The sequence below is a fragment of the Streptomyces sp. RKAG293 genome (genome assembly GCF_023701745.1).
In the GTDB taxonomy this organism is placed as follows: Bacteria; Actinomycetota; Actinomycetes; order Streptomycetales; family Streptomycetaceae; genus Actinacidiphila.
Genome location: NZ_JAJOZB010000001.1, coordinates 8,119,088 through 8,132,041, shown reverse-complemented (window position 1 = coordinate 8,132,041; position 12,954 = coordinate 8,119,088). Strand labels below are relative to the sequence as shown.

General features: G+C 70.8%; 16 protein-coding genes. 3 read left to right on the top strand and 13 right to left on the bottom strand.

The annotated features are described in order from the left end of the window. Positions 1-62: 62 nt before the first annotated feature. Entirely contained in the window at positions 63-1,691 is a 1,629-nt protein-coding gene (locus LNW72_RS35870) for an FAD-dependent monooxygenase (protein WP_250979209.1), read from the top strand. A gap of 140 nt (positions 1,692-1,831) precedes the next feature. On the opposite strand, the gene LNW72_RS35865 is transcribed toward LNW72_RS35870, so the two are convergent. The 13 genes from LNW72_RS35865 to LNW72_RS35805 all read right to left on the bottom strand — a co-directional run bounded on the left by LNW72_RS35865 (position 1,832) and on the right by LNW72_RS35805 (position 10,055). Further along, positions 1,832-2,698: an LLM class flavin-dependent oxidoreductase gene (locus LNW72_RS35865; protein ID WP_250979208.1), complete on the bottom strand. Its 867-nt coding sequence runs from the start codon at positions 2,696-2,698 to the stop codon at positions 1,832-1,834. Then, positions 2,691-3,428 (bottom strand): 3-oxoacyl-ACP reductase family protein, encoded by a 738-nt coding sequence (locus LNW72_RS35860; RefSeq protein WP_250979207.1) that lies wholly within the window; start codon positions 3,426-3,428, stop codon positions 2,691-2,693. The genes LNW72_RS35865 and LNW72_RS35860 overlap by 8 nt, the downstream gene beginning before the upstream one ends. Before the next feature lie 22 nt (positions 3,429-3,450). Further along, positions 3,451-3,762 carry an antibiotic biosynthesis monooxygenase gene (locus tag LNW72_RS35855; protein WP_250979206.1) on the bottom strand — a complete coding sequence of 104 codons (312 nt, stop codon included), beginning with the start codon at positions 3,760-3,762 and terminating at the stop codon, positions 3,451-3,453. Further along, positions 3,752-4,075, bottom strand: a complete 324-nt coding sequence (locus LNW72_RS35850; protein WP_250979205.1) for an antibiotic biosynthesis monooxygenase family protein — start codon at positions 4,073-4,075, stop codon at positions 3,752-3,754. Before LNW72_RS35850 ends, LNW72_RS35855 begins: the two co-directional genes overlap by 11 nt. After that, complete coding sequence (locus LNW72_RS35845) at positions 4,075-4,827, bottom strand: SDR family oxidoreductase (RefSeq protein WP_250979204.1); 753 nt, start codon at positions 4,825-4,827, stop codon at positions 4,075-4,077. The genes LNW72_RS35850 and LNW72_RS35845 overlap by 1 nt, the downstream gene beginning before the upstream one ends. An 11-nt stretch (positions 4,828-4,838) precedes the next feature. After that, positions 4,839-5,300, bottom strand: coding sequence for a DUF1772 domain-containing protein (locus tag LNW72_RS35840; RefSeq protein WP_250979203.1), 462 nt, complete (start codon positions 5,298-5,300; stop codon positions 4,839-4,841). Between the two features lie 27 nt (positions 5,301-5,327). Further along, positions 5,328-5,783 (bottom strand): SRPBCC family protein, encoded by a 456-nt coding sequence (locus LNW72_RS35835; protein ID WP_250979202.1) that lies wholly within the window; start codon positions 5,781-5,783, stop codon positions 5,328-5,330. A gap of 42 nt (positions 5,784-5,825) precedes the next feature. Then, positions 5,826-7,061 (bottom strand): ketosynthase chain-length factor, encoded by a 1,236-nt coding sequence (locus LNW72_RS35830; protein ID WP_250979201.1) that lies wholly within the window; start codon positions 7,059-7,061, stop codon positions 5,826-5,828. 2 nt (positions 7,062-7,063) lie between these two features. Continuing rightward, entirely contained in the window at positions 7,064-8,341 is a 1,278-nt protein-coding gene (locus tag LNW72_RS35825; protein ID WP_250979200.1) for a beta-ketoacyl-[acyl-carrier-protein] synthase family protein, read from the bottom strand. Continuing rightward, positions 8,338-8,763: a cupin domain-containing protein gene (locus LNW72_RS35820; protein WP_250979199.1), complete on the bottom strand. Its 426-nt coding sequence runs from the start codon at positions 8,761-8,763 to the stop codon at positions 8,338-8,340. The genes LNW72_RS35825 and LNW72_RS35820 overlap by 4 nt, the downstream gene beginning before the upstream one ends. Continuing rightward, the gene (locus tag LNW72_RS35815; protein ID WP_250979198.1) at positions 8,760-9,095 is read right to left on the bottom strand and encodes a TcmI family type II polyketide cyclase; all 336 of its coding nucleotides are present in this window, start codon (positions 9,093-9,095) and stop codon (positions 8,760-8,762) included. The genes LNW72_RS35820 and LNW72_RS35815 overlap by 4 nt, the downstream gene beginning before the upstream one ends. Before the next feature lie 213 nt (positions 9,096-9,308). Next, positions 9,309-9,689 carry a SchA/CurD-like domain-containing protein gene (locus LNW72_RS35810; protein WP_250979197.1) on the bottom strand — a complete coding sequence of 127 codons (381 nt, stop codon included), beginning with the start codon at positions 9,687-9,689 and terminating at the stop codon, positions 9,309-9,311. Between the two features lie 108 nt (positions 9,690-9,797). Continuing rightward, complete coding sequence (locus LNW72_RS35805; RefSeq protein WP_250979196.1) at positions 9,798-10,055, bottom strand: acyl carrier protein; 258 nt, start codon at positions 10,053-10,055, stop codon at positions 9,798-9,800. 200 nt (positions 10,056-10,255) lie between these two features. On the opposite strand from LNW72_RS35805, the gene LNW72_RS35800 reads away from it, so the two are divergent. Continuing rightward, entirely contained in the window at positions 10,256-11,302 is a 1,047-nt protein-coding gene (locus tag LNW72_RS35800) for an acetylserotonin O-methyltransferase (protein ID WP_250979195.1), read from the top strand. Then, positions 11,295-12,908 (top strand): FAD-dependent monooxygenase, encoded by a 1,614-nt coding sequence (locus tag LNW72_RS35795; RefSeq protein WP_250979194.1) that lies wholly within the window; start codon positions 11,295-11,297, stop codon positions 12,906-12,908. The genes LNW72_RS35800 and LNW72_RS35795 overlap by 8 nt, the downstream gene beginning before the upstream one ends. Positions 12,909-12,954 lie beyond the last annotated feature (46 nt).

Genomic DNA, 12,954 nt, shown 5'->3' with positions numbered 1-12,954 from the left:
GTCAGTACCCCTGACCCTGTGCCGCGGACAGTCCGCATGGCAGTGTTCCTGAGGGGATACACATGTATGACGTGAACATCCCTGTTCTCATCGTGGGAGCCGGGCCGGTCGGCCTGTCCACCGCCCTTTTCAGCGGCCGCCACGGGATCAGCACGATGCTGCTGGAGAAGCGCTCAGCCACCTCGACCCTGCCCCGCGCGCCTGGCCTGCAGGCCAGGACCCTGGAGCTGTTCCGGGCCGCCGGGATCCGCGAGGAGATCCGGGCCCTGGAGATGGGTGACTCACACCCGTTCTTCGAGGGCGGGATCATCCAGGTCGACACCTTCGCCGAGATCGACAAGGCCGTCGTCCTGGAGTCGCCCTCGCTGGACGGCCCCACCGTCAGCCCCGAGCGGGTGATGGGCTGTGGCCAGGACCGTTACGAGAAGGTCCTGGTCGACAAGGCCCGGGAGTTCGGCTCCGACATCCGCTTCGGTACCCGGCTGGTGGAGTTCACCCAGGACGACGAGGGCGTCACCGCCGTCGCCGAGGAGCTGGCCACCGGCAAGCGCTTCACCATCCGGGCCGGCTACCTGGTCGGCGGGGACGGTGCCAACAGCGCGGTCCGGCAGCAGCTCGGAGTGGAACGCACCGGCCGGGGCACCGTGTTCGACGCCCTGAGCATCTACTTCACCGCGCCGGAACTGGAGGTCATGCTCAAGGACCGCCCGTTCATCCTGTGCTACGCCAACGTCAACGGGACGCTGATGGGCCTGTCCAGGCTGCACGGCTGCAACCCGTTCCTGGCCGCCCCGATCTACCACCCCGACAAGGGCGAGAAGCCCGAGGACTTCACCGACGAACGCTGCGTCGAGATCGTCCGGGCGGCCTCCGGGCGGCCGGAGATGGACGTGGAGATCGTCGCCAAGGTGCCGTGGCAGGGCGCTCAGCTGGTCGCCGAGCGCTTCCGCACCGGCCGGGTCTTCCTCGCCGGCGACGCCGCGCACCTGCACCCGCCGGCCGGCGGTTTCGGGGCCAACACGGGTATCCACGACGCCCACAACCTTTCGTGGAAACTCGCCGCGGTCATCAAGGGCTGGGCCGGCGACACCCTGCTCGACACCTACCACGACGAGCGGCACGCCGTCGGCTCGGCCATGGCCGAGCAGGCGATGGTCCGCAACCGCATCCGGCACGGCTACGCCTCCGACGAGGACCGGGCGACGATGGTGGACGACATCATCATCACCCTCGGCTACCGGTACGTGTCCACGGCGATCAGCAGTGAGAAGCCGGGACCGGTCCTCACCCCGCACCTGGAACTCACCGGTGAGCCCGGCACCCGGGCGCCGCACCTGTGGCTGGAGCGGGACGGCGTCAACCTCTCCACCATCGACCTCTTCTGGGACTCCTACGTCCTGCTCACCGACCCCGCAGGGGCCGCCTGGGCCAAGGCCGCGGAGAACGCGGCGGCGGCGCTGGGAGTGCCGCTGAAGGCTCATGTGGTGGGTCCGGACAGCGAGTTGCGGACCACCGACCGCGACTTCCACAGCGTCTACGGGATCTCCCCCGGCGGCGCCGTACTGGTCCGGCCGGACGCGTTCGTCACCTGGCGGTCGGACGGCTCGGCCCAGGACCCCGACAGCGTGCTCGGCGAGGTCCTCGCCCGCGCGGCGGGCCTGGACCCGGTCGCCGCACCGGCAGCGCACTGAAACCGCCGGGGGCGGTCCGTCGTACCTGACACGACGGACCGCCCCCGGCACTCGTACGGCCCCCGGCAGCGGGCACAGAAAACGCCACGGCCCGGACTCGAAGTCGAGTCCGGGCCGTGGCTGTTCGGCAGAGCGGAACGTCAGAGCGCGGCTTCGGCCAGCAGGCCGACCTGCTTGAGGTCCGCGGTGCACGGCAGCAGGATCAGCTCGTCGCAGCCGGCCTGCTCGTAGGCGCCGACGGCCTCACGGATCTGCTCCGGGTCCACGAGCACCCCGGTGGCGGCCCGCTCGGCCTTCACGTTCACGAAGGAGTAGTAGTCGCGCAGATAGCGGCCCGCCACCGGTCCGGCGTCCGGGCCGAGGCAGGCGTACACGAGCGAGACCATGCGCGGCCGGTCGGTACGGCCCGCCGCGGTCCACTCCTCCTTCGCGCGGCGCACCAGCTCGCCGTAGTCCGTGGCCGAACTGCCGCCGGCGATCCAGCCGGTGCCGTACTTCGCCGAGCGGCGCATCGCGGTCCGCGAGTGGCCGCCGACGAGCAGCGGGATCCCGCCCGGGCGGTCCGGCCGGGGGCCGATGCCGGGCACCGGTCCCGCGCCGTCCCAGGTGGCGCGCAGCTCGTCCAGGAGGGTGTCGAGCCGCGGCCCCCGGCCGGGGTAGTCCGCGCCGGTGGCGTTGTAGTCGTCCTCCCGGCCGCCGGCCGCGACCCCGAGGGTCAGCCGGCCGCCGGAGATCGCGTCGACGGTCGCCGCCTGTTTGGCGAGCAGCGCCGCCCCGCCGCGGTAGCCCGCGATGAGGATGGTGCTGGCGAGCCGGATCCGTTCGGTCACCGCCGCGGCGGCGGCCAGCGAGACGAGCGACTCGAAGTTGTCGTACACCAGCCGGTCCAGCACGCCGAGGCTGGCGAAGCCCGCCTGCTCGGCCTCGCGGGCCCAGGAGGGCAGTTCCGTCCCTGACTTGTCGGGGACGGTGGTGGGCAGGCCCAGTCCGATGTCCACGTCAGACACCGCCGTCGACGTTGAGCGTGGCGCCGGAGATGTAGCGGGAGGTGTCACCGGCCAGGAAGAGCACCGCGCCGGCGACGTCGTCCGGCTGGCAGATCCGGCCCAGCGCCGTCATCCCGACGATGCGCTCCACGGCCTCCGGCGGCAGCCCGGCGCCCGGTTCGGTCTCGGTGAGGCCGGGGGCGATGGTGTTGACGCGGATGGAGCGCGGCCCGAGCTCCTTGCACAGCGCACGGGTCAGTCCGATCAGCGCCGCCTTGGACGCGGTGTAGTGCACCCCGCGCACCCGGCCGCGCAGTGCGACGGACGAACCGATGTTGATCACCGAGGCGCCGTCCGCCAGCAGGTCGAGCACGGCCTGCGTCACCAGGTACGCCGAGGTGACGTTGTGGTCGAAGACGCGGTGCCACTCGGTCTCCGGCAGCTCGCCGAACCAGACCTGGCCGTCCACGCCCACGTTGTTCACCAGGACGTCCAGCGTGCCGAACGCCTCCCGGACCCGTTCGGCGAGCTGCCGGACGTCGGCCGCGTCGGTGACGTCCGCCTGGAGCAGCAGATGGCCGTCGCCGAACTCCTTCAGCTCCCGGGTGAGCGATGCGCTGTCCTCCCCCGCGCCCCGTGAGACCACCACGACGCTCGCTCCGGCACGTGCGAAGGCCAGCGCCGAGGCGCGGCCGATCCCCCGGGTTCCGCCGGTGATCAGTACGCGCTTGCCGGCCAGTCCCTGCTCCATCTCCTGCTCCTTCTGTGAGTCCTCAGTACGCGGCGTCGACCTCGTAGATGCCGAAGGGCATGGCGAGCCGGGTGTCGCGGTACGGCCGCAGCGGTGCGGTGTCGCCGCGGTGCCCGGCCCCCTCCTCCCAGACGCGGAAGGCGGCGAGGTCCGCCCAGCGGCTCATCACGACCACGGCGGTGGGATCGACGGCGGACTGCAGCAGTTCGTTGCCGAGCATGCCCGGCACCTCCGCCAGCCGCTTGCTGACCAGGTGGTACGCCTCCCGCAGCGCGGCCTGCTCGGCCTCGTCGCGCACCTGGTGATGGATCATCACCAGCACTTCACCGGGCATGGGCGGCACCCTCGATGTGCTCCACCACCCGCATCGTGTCGAACGTGGCGGACGCCCGGTAGGCGTGCAGCCGCTCGCGGTGGGCGACGTGGGCCTTGCCGTCCTCGAAGGCACGGAAGCCGGTCTCGTCGGTCCAGTCGCTGACGATGTAGTACGTGTCCTCGTCGGCGGTGCTGCGGGCCAGCCACTGGCCGATGTTGGCGGGGTGGCCGGTCACCGCGTCGGTGCCGCTGCGCCACTCCTGCTCGAACTCGGCCGCCAGGCCCGGCTTGATCGTCATTTCCAGCATCACCCGGAACGCTCCGCCGGCCATCAGGAGATCCCCCCGTCGACCGAGATCGTGGCGCCGGTGACATAGCGCGACAGATCGCTGGCGAGCCACAGGATGGCGCCGGCGACCTCGTCGGGCAGCCCGAGCCGGCCCAGCGCGGTCTTGTTGCTGTACCGCTCGACCATCAGGTCCTGCTGCTCCTGCGGCAGGGCGTACAGCGCCTCGGTCTCGATGACGCCGAGGGAGACCACGTTGATCCGGATGCCCTGGGAGCCGAGTTCCTTGGCGAGCGACCGGGTGAGCCCGATCAGGGCCGACTTCGTCGCCGTGTAGTGCGCCCGCAGCGGTATGCCCGCCTCGGCGCCCTTGGAGCCGATGCTCACGATGGAGGAGCCCTCGCCCAGCAGCGGCAGCGCGCCCTGCGTCACCAGGTGGGTGGAGGTGAGGTTGGTGGTGACGATCCGCTGCCACTCCTCGAAGGGCAGCTTCGCGTACGGGATGTGGCTGATGGTGCCGGCGTTGTTGACCACCAGGTCGAGGTGGCCGTACAGAGTGCCGGCCTGCTCCAGCAGGTCCGCGACCTGGGCCGGGTCGCCGACGTCGGCGCGCAGCACATGGTGGTCGCCGCCGATCTCCTTGAGCTCGCGCTCCAGGGTGGAGACCCGCTCGCCCTCCTGTAGATAGCAGGTGATGACATCGACGCCGGCCCGCGCCAGCGCCAGCACGATGCCGCGCCCGACACCGCGGGTACCACCGGTGACCAGCGCCTTCTTCCCTCTCAGGCCGAGATCCATATAAATCCTCCTCAAAGAAGCGTGGCCAGCGCCGCGCAGTTGGACAGCAGGGCGAGCATGGTGATCACGCTGCGCCGCTTGTTCCACAGGCCCCACTGGCCGCGGCGCTGTGTCGCGTCGAAGCCGGCGGGCAGGTTGTCCGGGTCGACGGTGCGGATCCACCGGTTGACGGGGACGTTCTTGGCGAACGAGATGACCACGGTGCACAGCGCGAGCAGTGCCGCGGCGGTGAAGCAGGACCGTGCCCAGCCGTCACCGACGGTGGCGGCGAGCACGGTGTCGCCCAGCAGGGTGCCCAGGGTGCAGATGGGCATGTACGGGTCGTAGCGGCCGGAGAAGAACGCGTGCGTCCGGACGTAGCCCTCGTCGGGGAGACCCGCGAGCAGCGGCCAGCCGCCGAGCAGCGTGCCGAGCATGCATCCGGCCGCGAGCCCGTTCATCAGCAGCACGAGTGGGATGAGGAGAGCGGGCACCGGTGACCTCCGGGGGTGCGTCCGCGGCTACTTCCGGGTGGAGGCGGCCTCGACCTTGTCCTTGATCAGGGACATCTGGATGGCTGTGTTCCGGTTCAGGTGCGCGGTCATGCCGGCATCGTCCACGGGGGCCTGCGGCTTCATGTGGAAGTCCTGGACCCAGCGCATCCGCACGCCGTCGGGCGTCTCGGTGTACTCCCAGAAGATGTTCATGAACTCGAACGGGCCGGTCTCCACCCGGTGCGCCCGCACCGTGCGGGTGGCCCGGTCGGGGGTGCGCTCCGAGACCCAGCTCCACACCTGGCCGTCGTCGTCCGGGTGCATGGTCAGCCGGAACGTCACGGTCTCCCCGGACTGCTCCAGGATCTCGGCCTTGGCGTACTCGCTGAACAGGTCCGGCCAGTTGACGACGTCGTTGGTGGTGTCCCAGACCTCGTCGATCGGCGCGTTGATCACTATCTCGTTGTCCGTGTGCCCGGCCATCGCCACTCTCCCTTGTCTCTCGCCTTCGTCCCGATTCCGCCGTCAGGAGGCGGAACGTCCCAGTACCAGGGCCGCGTTGAAGCCGCCGTGTCCCCGGGCGAGGACCAGTACGGTGCGCAGTGCGGCGGCCCGGGGTTCGCCGAGGACCAGGTCCAGGCCGTACCCGGGGACCGGTGCGTCCGGTCCGACGGTGTGCGGGATGACCTGGTCGCGCAGGGCCAGTGCGGCGGTCGCCACGTCCAGCGCCGCGCCGCCGCCGTACAGGCGTCCGGTCAGCGTCTTGGGCGCCGTGACCGGCACCCCGCCGGGCCCGAACACGGCCCGGATCGCGGCGGCCTCGGCCGCGTCCTGCGCCGGCACGCCGGACGCGTCCGCGAAGACCACGTCCACGCCGGCCGGTGTCACTCCGGCGTCCGCGAGGGCCGCCTCCAGGGTGCGGCGCAGCGCCGGCGGCCGCTCGGAGCCGGGCGCCGGGTCGAAGCCCGCCGCGTAGCCGAGCACCTGGGCGTAGCCGCCGCCCGCGCCGCGCGCCTCCGCGTCGGCGGCGCGTTCGAGGATCAGCATCGCGCCGCCCTCACCGGGCACGTAACCGCTGGCCGCGGCGTCGAACGGCAGATAGGCCCGGCCCGGGTCGCTGACGGTCGACAGGTTTCCGGTGCTCAGCTGGGCGGTCAGGCCGTACGGGCACAGTGAGGCGTCCGTACCGCCGGTCACGACCAGCCGGGAGGTGCCGCGCAGCAGCCGCCGGCTCTGCCCGATCGCGTCCAGGCCGCCGGCCTGTTCGCAGCAGAGCACACCGCAGGGTCCGCGCATGCCGTGCCGGATGGAGACCTGGCCGGTGGTCGCCGCGTAGAACCAGGCGATCGACTGGTAGGCGCCGACCCACGTCGGGTCGTTCTTGTACAGGTTCTCCATCTCGTGCTGGCCGAACTCGGTGCCCCCCGAGGAGGCCGCGGTGACCACGGCCATCTCGAACTCGGGCAGTTCGGCCGGCACGACCTTCGCGTCGGCCAGTGCCTCGGCGGCGGCGGCCAGGCCCAGGTGGGTCCAGCGGTCGGTCTGGGTGACCAGCCGGCTGGGGACCTGTGCCTTGGTGTCGAAGTCCGCCACCTCACCGGCCAGTTGGACGGGGTAGCTGCTGGGGTCGAAGCGGGTGATCCGCCCGATCGCCGGCTTTCCGGCCAGGACCGCGGCCCAGTGCTCGTCCACCGTCAGTCCGGTCGGCGCGGTGACCCCCAGCCCGGTGATCACCGGGGCGGCTTGCGTCGCGCTGCTCACCGTCAGCTCCTCTCGTACGGGACGGCGCCGGGCCTGGCCAGCACCATCGCGCTCTGGAAGCCGCCGAATCCGCTGCCCACGCTGAGCACCACGTCCATGGCGTGGTCCCGGGCGGTGACCGGCACGTAGTCCAGATCGCACTCGGCGTCGGGGTTCTTCAGGTTGGCGGTGGGCGGGACGACCTGCCGGTCGAGAGCCAGCGCGCAGGCCGCGACCTCGATGGAGCCGATGGCTCCCAGCGAGTGTCCGACCATGGACTTGATGGAGCTGACGGGCACGTGGTAGGCGTGATCGCCGAGGCTCCGCTTGAACGCGGCGGTCTCATGACGGTCGTTCTGCTTGGTGCCGGAGCCGTGGGCGTTGATGTAGCCGACGGCGGTCGGGTCGAGCTTCGCCTGGTCCAGGGCGACCCGGATGGCCTCGGCCATCTCACGGCCCTCGGCCTTGAGTCCGGTCATGTGGAAGGCGTTGCTGCGGCCGGCGAAGCCGACGAACTCGCCGTAGATCTTGGCGCCGCGCGCCTCGGCGGCCGACTTCTCCTCCAGGACGAGGACCGCGGAGCCCTCCGCCAGCACGAAGCCGTCCCGGTCCCGGTCGAACGGCCGGGAGGCGTGCTCCGGGTCGGCGTTGTTCGACGTGGTCGCCCGGATCGCGTCGAAGCAGGCGGCGGTGATCGGTGAGAGCGGGGCGTCGGTGGCCCCGGCCAGTACGACGTCGGCCGAGCCCTCCTCGATCAGCTGCACACCGTGCCCGATCGAGTCCAGCCCCGAGGTGCAGCCGGTGGAGACCAGCGCCACCGGGCCCTCGGCGCCGACAGCGTGGGCGACCTCCACGGCCAGGGTGCTGGGCACCATGTAGCCGTAGAGGTGCGGAACGCCGTAGGTGCTGTCGACGAGCCAGTGCTTGCCGCCGTCGCTGAGGGTGACGTACTCCTCCTCCAGGCCCATCGTGCAGCCGACCGCGCTGCCGATGGAGACCGCGATCCGCTCCGGCGGGAGCGCGGACAGCTCGGCGCCGCTGTCCTCCAGCGCCTCCCGCGCGCAGACCACCGCGAACTGCGCGGCCCGGTCCATCCGGCGGATCTGCTGGGGCGTCAGACCCGATGCGACCGGGTCGAAGTCCACTTCCGCGGCCACCTGGGAACGGAACGGCGCGGGATCGAAGAGCGTGATCCGCCGGGTCGCGGTGCGTCCGGCGGAGAGCTGGTCCCAGAATCCCTCCCGGCCCACGCTTCCCGGTGCCAGGACGCCGATCCCGGTGACCACCGCACGACGGCTCACGGGGCGCCACCCACGTTCGGGTTGGGCGCCTGCGGGTTCGTCGGCAGCTCGGTGTCCACGTGCCCGAGATCCGGGCGGGGGGCCAGCGGGGAGAGGTGGAAGGCGCAGTGCGCCTTGACCTCACCGATGTTGACCAGCCGGTGGCGGACGCCGATGGGCACCAGCAGGGAGTCCCCCGGGCCCAGCTTGAGCGGCTCGCCGTCCAGCGTCATCTCGAGTTCCCCGTCGATGACGTGGATGAACTCCTCGGAGTACGGGTGGTAGTGCTCGGTCACGAACTCGGCGGGGTCCAGGTACATCACTCCGCCGAAGCCCGAGGTCGAGCCGGCCGTCACGGGGCTGAGCGTGACCCGGATGTCGCCACCGCGCTTGCGGTTGGGCGACACCTCGTCCGCCGAGATCCGCACAGGCTGCGCGGTCATTGGATCCTCCCCTGCTCGGGCGTCCACACGTAGAAGGGCACGGCCATGGCGTCCTTGGGCTCTTTCCAGTTCGGGTCGAACGGCGACACGCACTCCGCGAGCTTGCGGTTGATGTCGTCGTAGAGCGGGTGGCTGCGCGCCCGGTAGAGGCCGTCGGTGATGTCCTCGTCCGCCTCGACCAGATGGAAGTACAAGTCATGGAAAGCGAAGAGGGTCCGTCGCGACACGCCAATCATGTGCGGCAGATCCGACGCGTCAGACTCCGCGAAGATCTTCGCGATGTCATCGGCCTTACCCGGCCGCATCTTCGCCACGATCAAAGTCCGGTGCACCGTCGACCTCCTTCGATACGAGTTGCTCGGACCAACAGCCGGAACCGTCACAGCAGGCTCTAAAGACCTGCTCGAATCGGACTGCAGCTGGGGACCTGCGCGCGAACTCCGGCCGAACGGCCGGGAACGCGACAGCGCTCCGCGCGTCCCGCCGGAAAGGGCGGGGACGCACGGAGCGGCTGGGGGAGAATCCGTCGGGCCGTCAGAGCACGGTCAGGACTTCGTCTCCAGGGTGTCCACGCTCAGCTGGAGGATGCTGCGCATGGAGGCGTTGCGGAAGAAGGCGCCGAACGCCTGCGGCGACGAGGTGTCCCGCTCCTCCAGCAGGTACGGAGCCAGCCGGCTCTCCGCCGCGTGCACACCGGGCTGCATGGCCATGTGCTTGCCCACCGCCGCGAGGTCGCCCTCGTAGTGGATGCAGCGGACCATCACATCGTCCTTGATGAAGAGCCCGGTACCGAGAATGCGACCGGCGTCCGTACCCTCGTCGGTGCGCAGGTCGGCGGTGTCCACCCGGTTGAAGTTCTCGAAGATCTTGGCGATCTCGTCCTCGTTGCCGGGCTTGACCCGGTAGACGATCGCTGCGTACGGCATGCGATTCCTCCCACAGATTCGAACTCGATAGCGGCCGGTCGCCCCAGCCGGCCGGTGGCGCTGTACGGATCGGTCAGGCCCTACGCCGGTGGTGACCGCCGGCGGCGGTCAGCGGCTCTGCGCCGGGCTGGTGTTGATCATCTTCAGCAGGATCCGCGGGGTCTCCGCCTCGACCACCGCGTCGTCCGAAAGGTCGATACTGCGTTCCCGCTTGATCACGCCGGTCACCTGGAGCAGCGCGAGCGAGTCGTAGCCGAGTTCCATGAAGGGGGTGTCCTGGACGTCTCCGTCGAGGTCGACACCGTCGGGCTCACCCGCGCATTCGCGCAGCTTCGCGGTCAGCTCCTGCAGAGTGAAGTCACTCATCCGGTTTCCTCTCCTCACTGTCGTGAGCCCCGCTGAAGGACCCGGACGGCAGCGTGCCCACCGCTCCTCCAGAAGGACTTGAGCCGGAGTGGGACGCGGCTGTCGGAGCCGAGTGCTGCGCGACCGGCCTTCTAGCCGGGTTCGACGCGGCCCGGCGATGGTCGGGCGATCCAATGTCCGGTCACTCCAAGGAGGATCATGTGACGACGACCGGAGACCTGCCCGCCACCGCGGAAGTAAGCCCTGGGCCGCTGATCCGGCTCTCCATCGCGGACTGCGGGGCCAAGGTGCTGCAGGGCGCGGTGCGCGTGGGGGTTTTCACCGCCCTGGCGTCCGGGCCCGCCACGGAGTCCGAGATCCGGGAGCGCACCGGTCTGCACCCCCGGTTCTCCGCGGACTTCCTCGACGCCCTGGTCGGCCTGGGCCTGCTGGACCGGGAGGACGGCGCCTACCGCAACTCCCCGCTGTCCACGGCCTATCTGGTGGAGGAGACCGAAAGCTACCTGGGCGGTTTCATCGAGCTCACCAATGAGACCCTCTACGACACCTGGGGGCGGCTGCCCGACGCGCTGATCAGCGGAGAGCCGCAGACCCTCGACCCGGACAAGGGCGGTTTCTTCGGCGACCGCCATGAGAACCCGGACAAGATGAAGCGGTTCCTCAAGGGCCTGGACGCGTTCAGCGACCGCATGGGCACCGAGCTGGCCGCGTGCATCGACTGGAGCGGGATCGCCACCTTCACCGACCTCGGCGGTTCCCGCGGCAACCTGTCCTCGGTACTGGCCCGCACCCACCGGCACCTGACGGGGGTCTGCTTCGACCTGCCCCGCACCCAGCCGCTCTTCGAGGAGCACATGGGCCGGCTCGGACTCACCGACCGGGTGACGTTCCAGGGCGGGGACTTCTTCGCCGACACGCTGCCGAGCACCGATGTCGTCGTACTCGGCCACATCCTGCACGGCTTCGACAGCGAGCACAGTCTGGCGCTGCTCAAGCGGATCCACGACAGCCTGCGGCCCGGTGGCCAGGTGCTCATCTACGACCGCATGATCGACGACGACCGGCGGGACTCCGACCGGCTGCTGAGCAGTCTGCACATGAAGCTGGTCAGCCAGAACGGCCAGGAGTACCGGGTCGGCGACTGTGTGCAGTGGCTGCACGAGGCCGGCTTCGCCGAGGCCTCCGCACAGCCGCTGCTCAGCACCCACACCCTGGTGATCGGACGGAAGGGAGATCGCAGTGGCTGACGAGAACGTGCCGGTGCTCGTCATCGGCGGCGGCCTGACCGGGCTTTCGGCGAGTGTCTTCCTCACCCACTTCGGGGTGCGTTCCCTGCTGGTGGAGCGGCACCCGGACACCTCCGGTCACCCCAAGGCGCGGGCCATCAACCCCCGCACCATGGAGATCTTCCGGGCGGTGGGCATGGAGGACGCCATCCGCGCCGAGGAGTCGCCGATCGCGGGCAACGACGTCCTGGTGCACGTGGAGACCCTCGCCGGCCCCGAGCGGGTCCGGATGCCCAGTGCGGCGCCCGAGGACCTCAGCCGGATCAGTCCGGCGCGCTGGGCCATGATCGACCAGAACCAGTTGGAGCCGCTGCTGCGCAAGCAGGCGGTGGCGACCGGCGCGGAGGTGCGGTTCAGCACCCAGCTGGTGTCCCTGGAGGAGGATCTCGACGGGGTGCTGGCCACGGTGCACGACCGGTCGACCGGCGTCACCAGCACCATCCACGCGAACTACGTGATCGCCGCGGACGGCAGCCGCAGCCCGGTGCGCCGGATGCTGCGGGTGCCCGACCGGGGCAGGGGAACCATCACCAACCTGGTGAGCTTCTTCTTCCACGCCGATCTGAGCCCGGCTCTGGCCGGCCGCAAGGTCATCGCCGCGTACGTCAACAACCCGGTGGTGCGCGGCACGCTGATCCCCATCGACAACGAGAAGCGCTGGGTGTTCAACGTCTCCTTCTACCCCGAACAGGGCGAGGGGCCGGAGGACTTCACCGAGCGGCGCTGCCTGGAACTGCTGCGCAGCGCGATCGGCGTCGACGACCTGCCGGCGGAGATCGAGGACGGCAGGATGCTGCCGTGGGAGATCTCCATGCGGATCGCGGAGCAGTTCCGCGCGGGCCGGGTGTTCATCGCCGGTGACGCCGCGCATGTCATCCCGCCGACCGGCGCGTTCGGGGCGAGCACCGGCATCCAGGACGTCTACAACCTCTCCTGGAAGCTGTCACTGGTGCTGGCCCGGGCCGCGGGCCCCGGCCTGCTGGACACGTACGGCACCGAACGCCGCCCGGTGGCCCTGGAGACGGCGAAGCAGGCGGGCCTGCGCTTCGCCGTCCGGGAGGGCAAGCGGCTGGAGGACGTCGCGGACGAGCTCGTCGACGAGACGACCATGACGTTCGGCTACCGCTACCGGTCGGGCGCCTTCTCCCCGCAGTTCGCCGAACCGGCGGGACCGCTCCTGGAGGACCCGGACCACCCGTCCGCGCAGCCCGGGGCACGGGCGCCGCATGTGATCGTCCAGGCGAAGGACGGCCCGGAGATGTCCGTCGTGGACCTCTTCGGCCGCGGCTTCGTCCTGTTCACCACGGGCGCGGCCGACAGCCTGGCCGCCGCCGCGGCCCAGACCGCGGGCCGGCTCGGGGTGGACCTGGTCGCCTACCGGGTGGGACCCGACGGCGAACTCACCGACCCGAAGGGCGAGTGGGCGGCCCGCTACAAGGTGGGCGACGACGGGGTGGTGCTGGTGCGCCCCGACGGATTCGTCGGCTGGCGTGCCGCGGGCGCGGTGCCCGGCACCGCGGATCTGGAGCGGGCGCTGCGCCAGCTCCTGGACCTCGGGGCGGCCTGAGCCGCGACCAGGTGCGGCATCACAGACGGGAGCCGCGCCACCGCCC

Bases quoted from the DNA above. Each gene is read 5' to 3' on its own strand.
- LNW72_RS35845 (WP_250979204.1), bottom strand. From the start codon at position 4,827: ATGGATCTCGGCCTGAGAGGGAAGAAGGCGCTGGTCACCGGTGGTACC.
- LNW72_RS35850 (WP_250979205.1), bottom strand. From the start codon at position 4,075: ATGGCCGGCGGAGCGTTCCGGGTGATGCTGGAAATGACGATCAAGCCG.
- LNW72_RS35835 (WP_250979202.1), bottom strand. From the start codon at position 5,783: ATGGCCGGGCACACGGACAACGAGATAGTGATCAACGCGCCGATCGAC.
- LNW72_RS35805 (WP_250979196.1), bottom strand. From the start codon at position 10,055: ATGAGTGACTTCACTCTGCAGGAGCTGACCGCGAAGCTGCGCGAATGC.
- LNW72_RS35860 (WP_250979207.1), bottom strand. From the start codon at position 3,428: ATGGAGCAGGGACTGGCCGGCAAGCGCGTACTGATCACCGGCGGAACC.
- LNW72_RS35810 (WP_250979197.1), bottom strand. From the start codon at position 9,689: ATGCCGTACGCAGCGATCGTCTACCGGGTCAAGCCCGGCAACGAGGAC.
- LNW72_RS35820 (WP_250979199.1), bottom strand. From the start codon at position 8,763: ATGACCGCGCAGCCTGTGCGGATCTCGGCGGACGAGGTGTCGCCCAAC.
- LNW72_RS35855 (WP_250979206.1), bottom strand. From the start codon at position 3,762: ATGCCCGGTGAAGTGCTGGTGATGATCCATCACCAGGTGCGCGACGAG.
- LNW72_RS35870 (WP_250979209.1), top strand. From the start codon at position 63: ATGTATGACGTGAACATCCCTGTTCTCATCGTGGGAGCCGGGCCGGTC.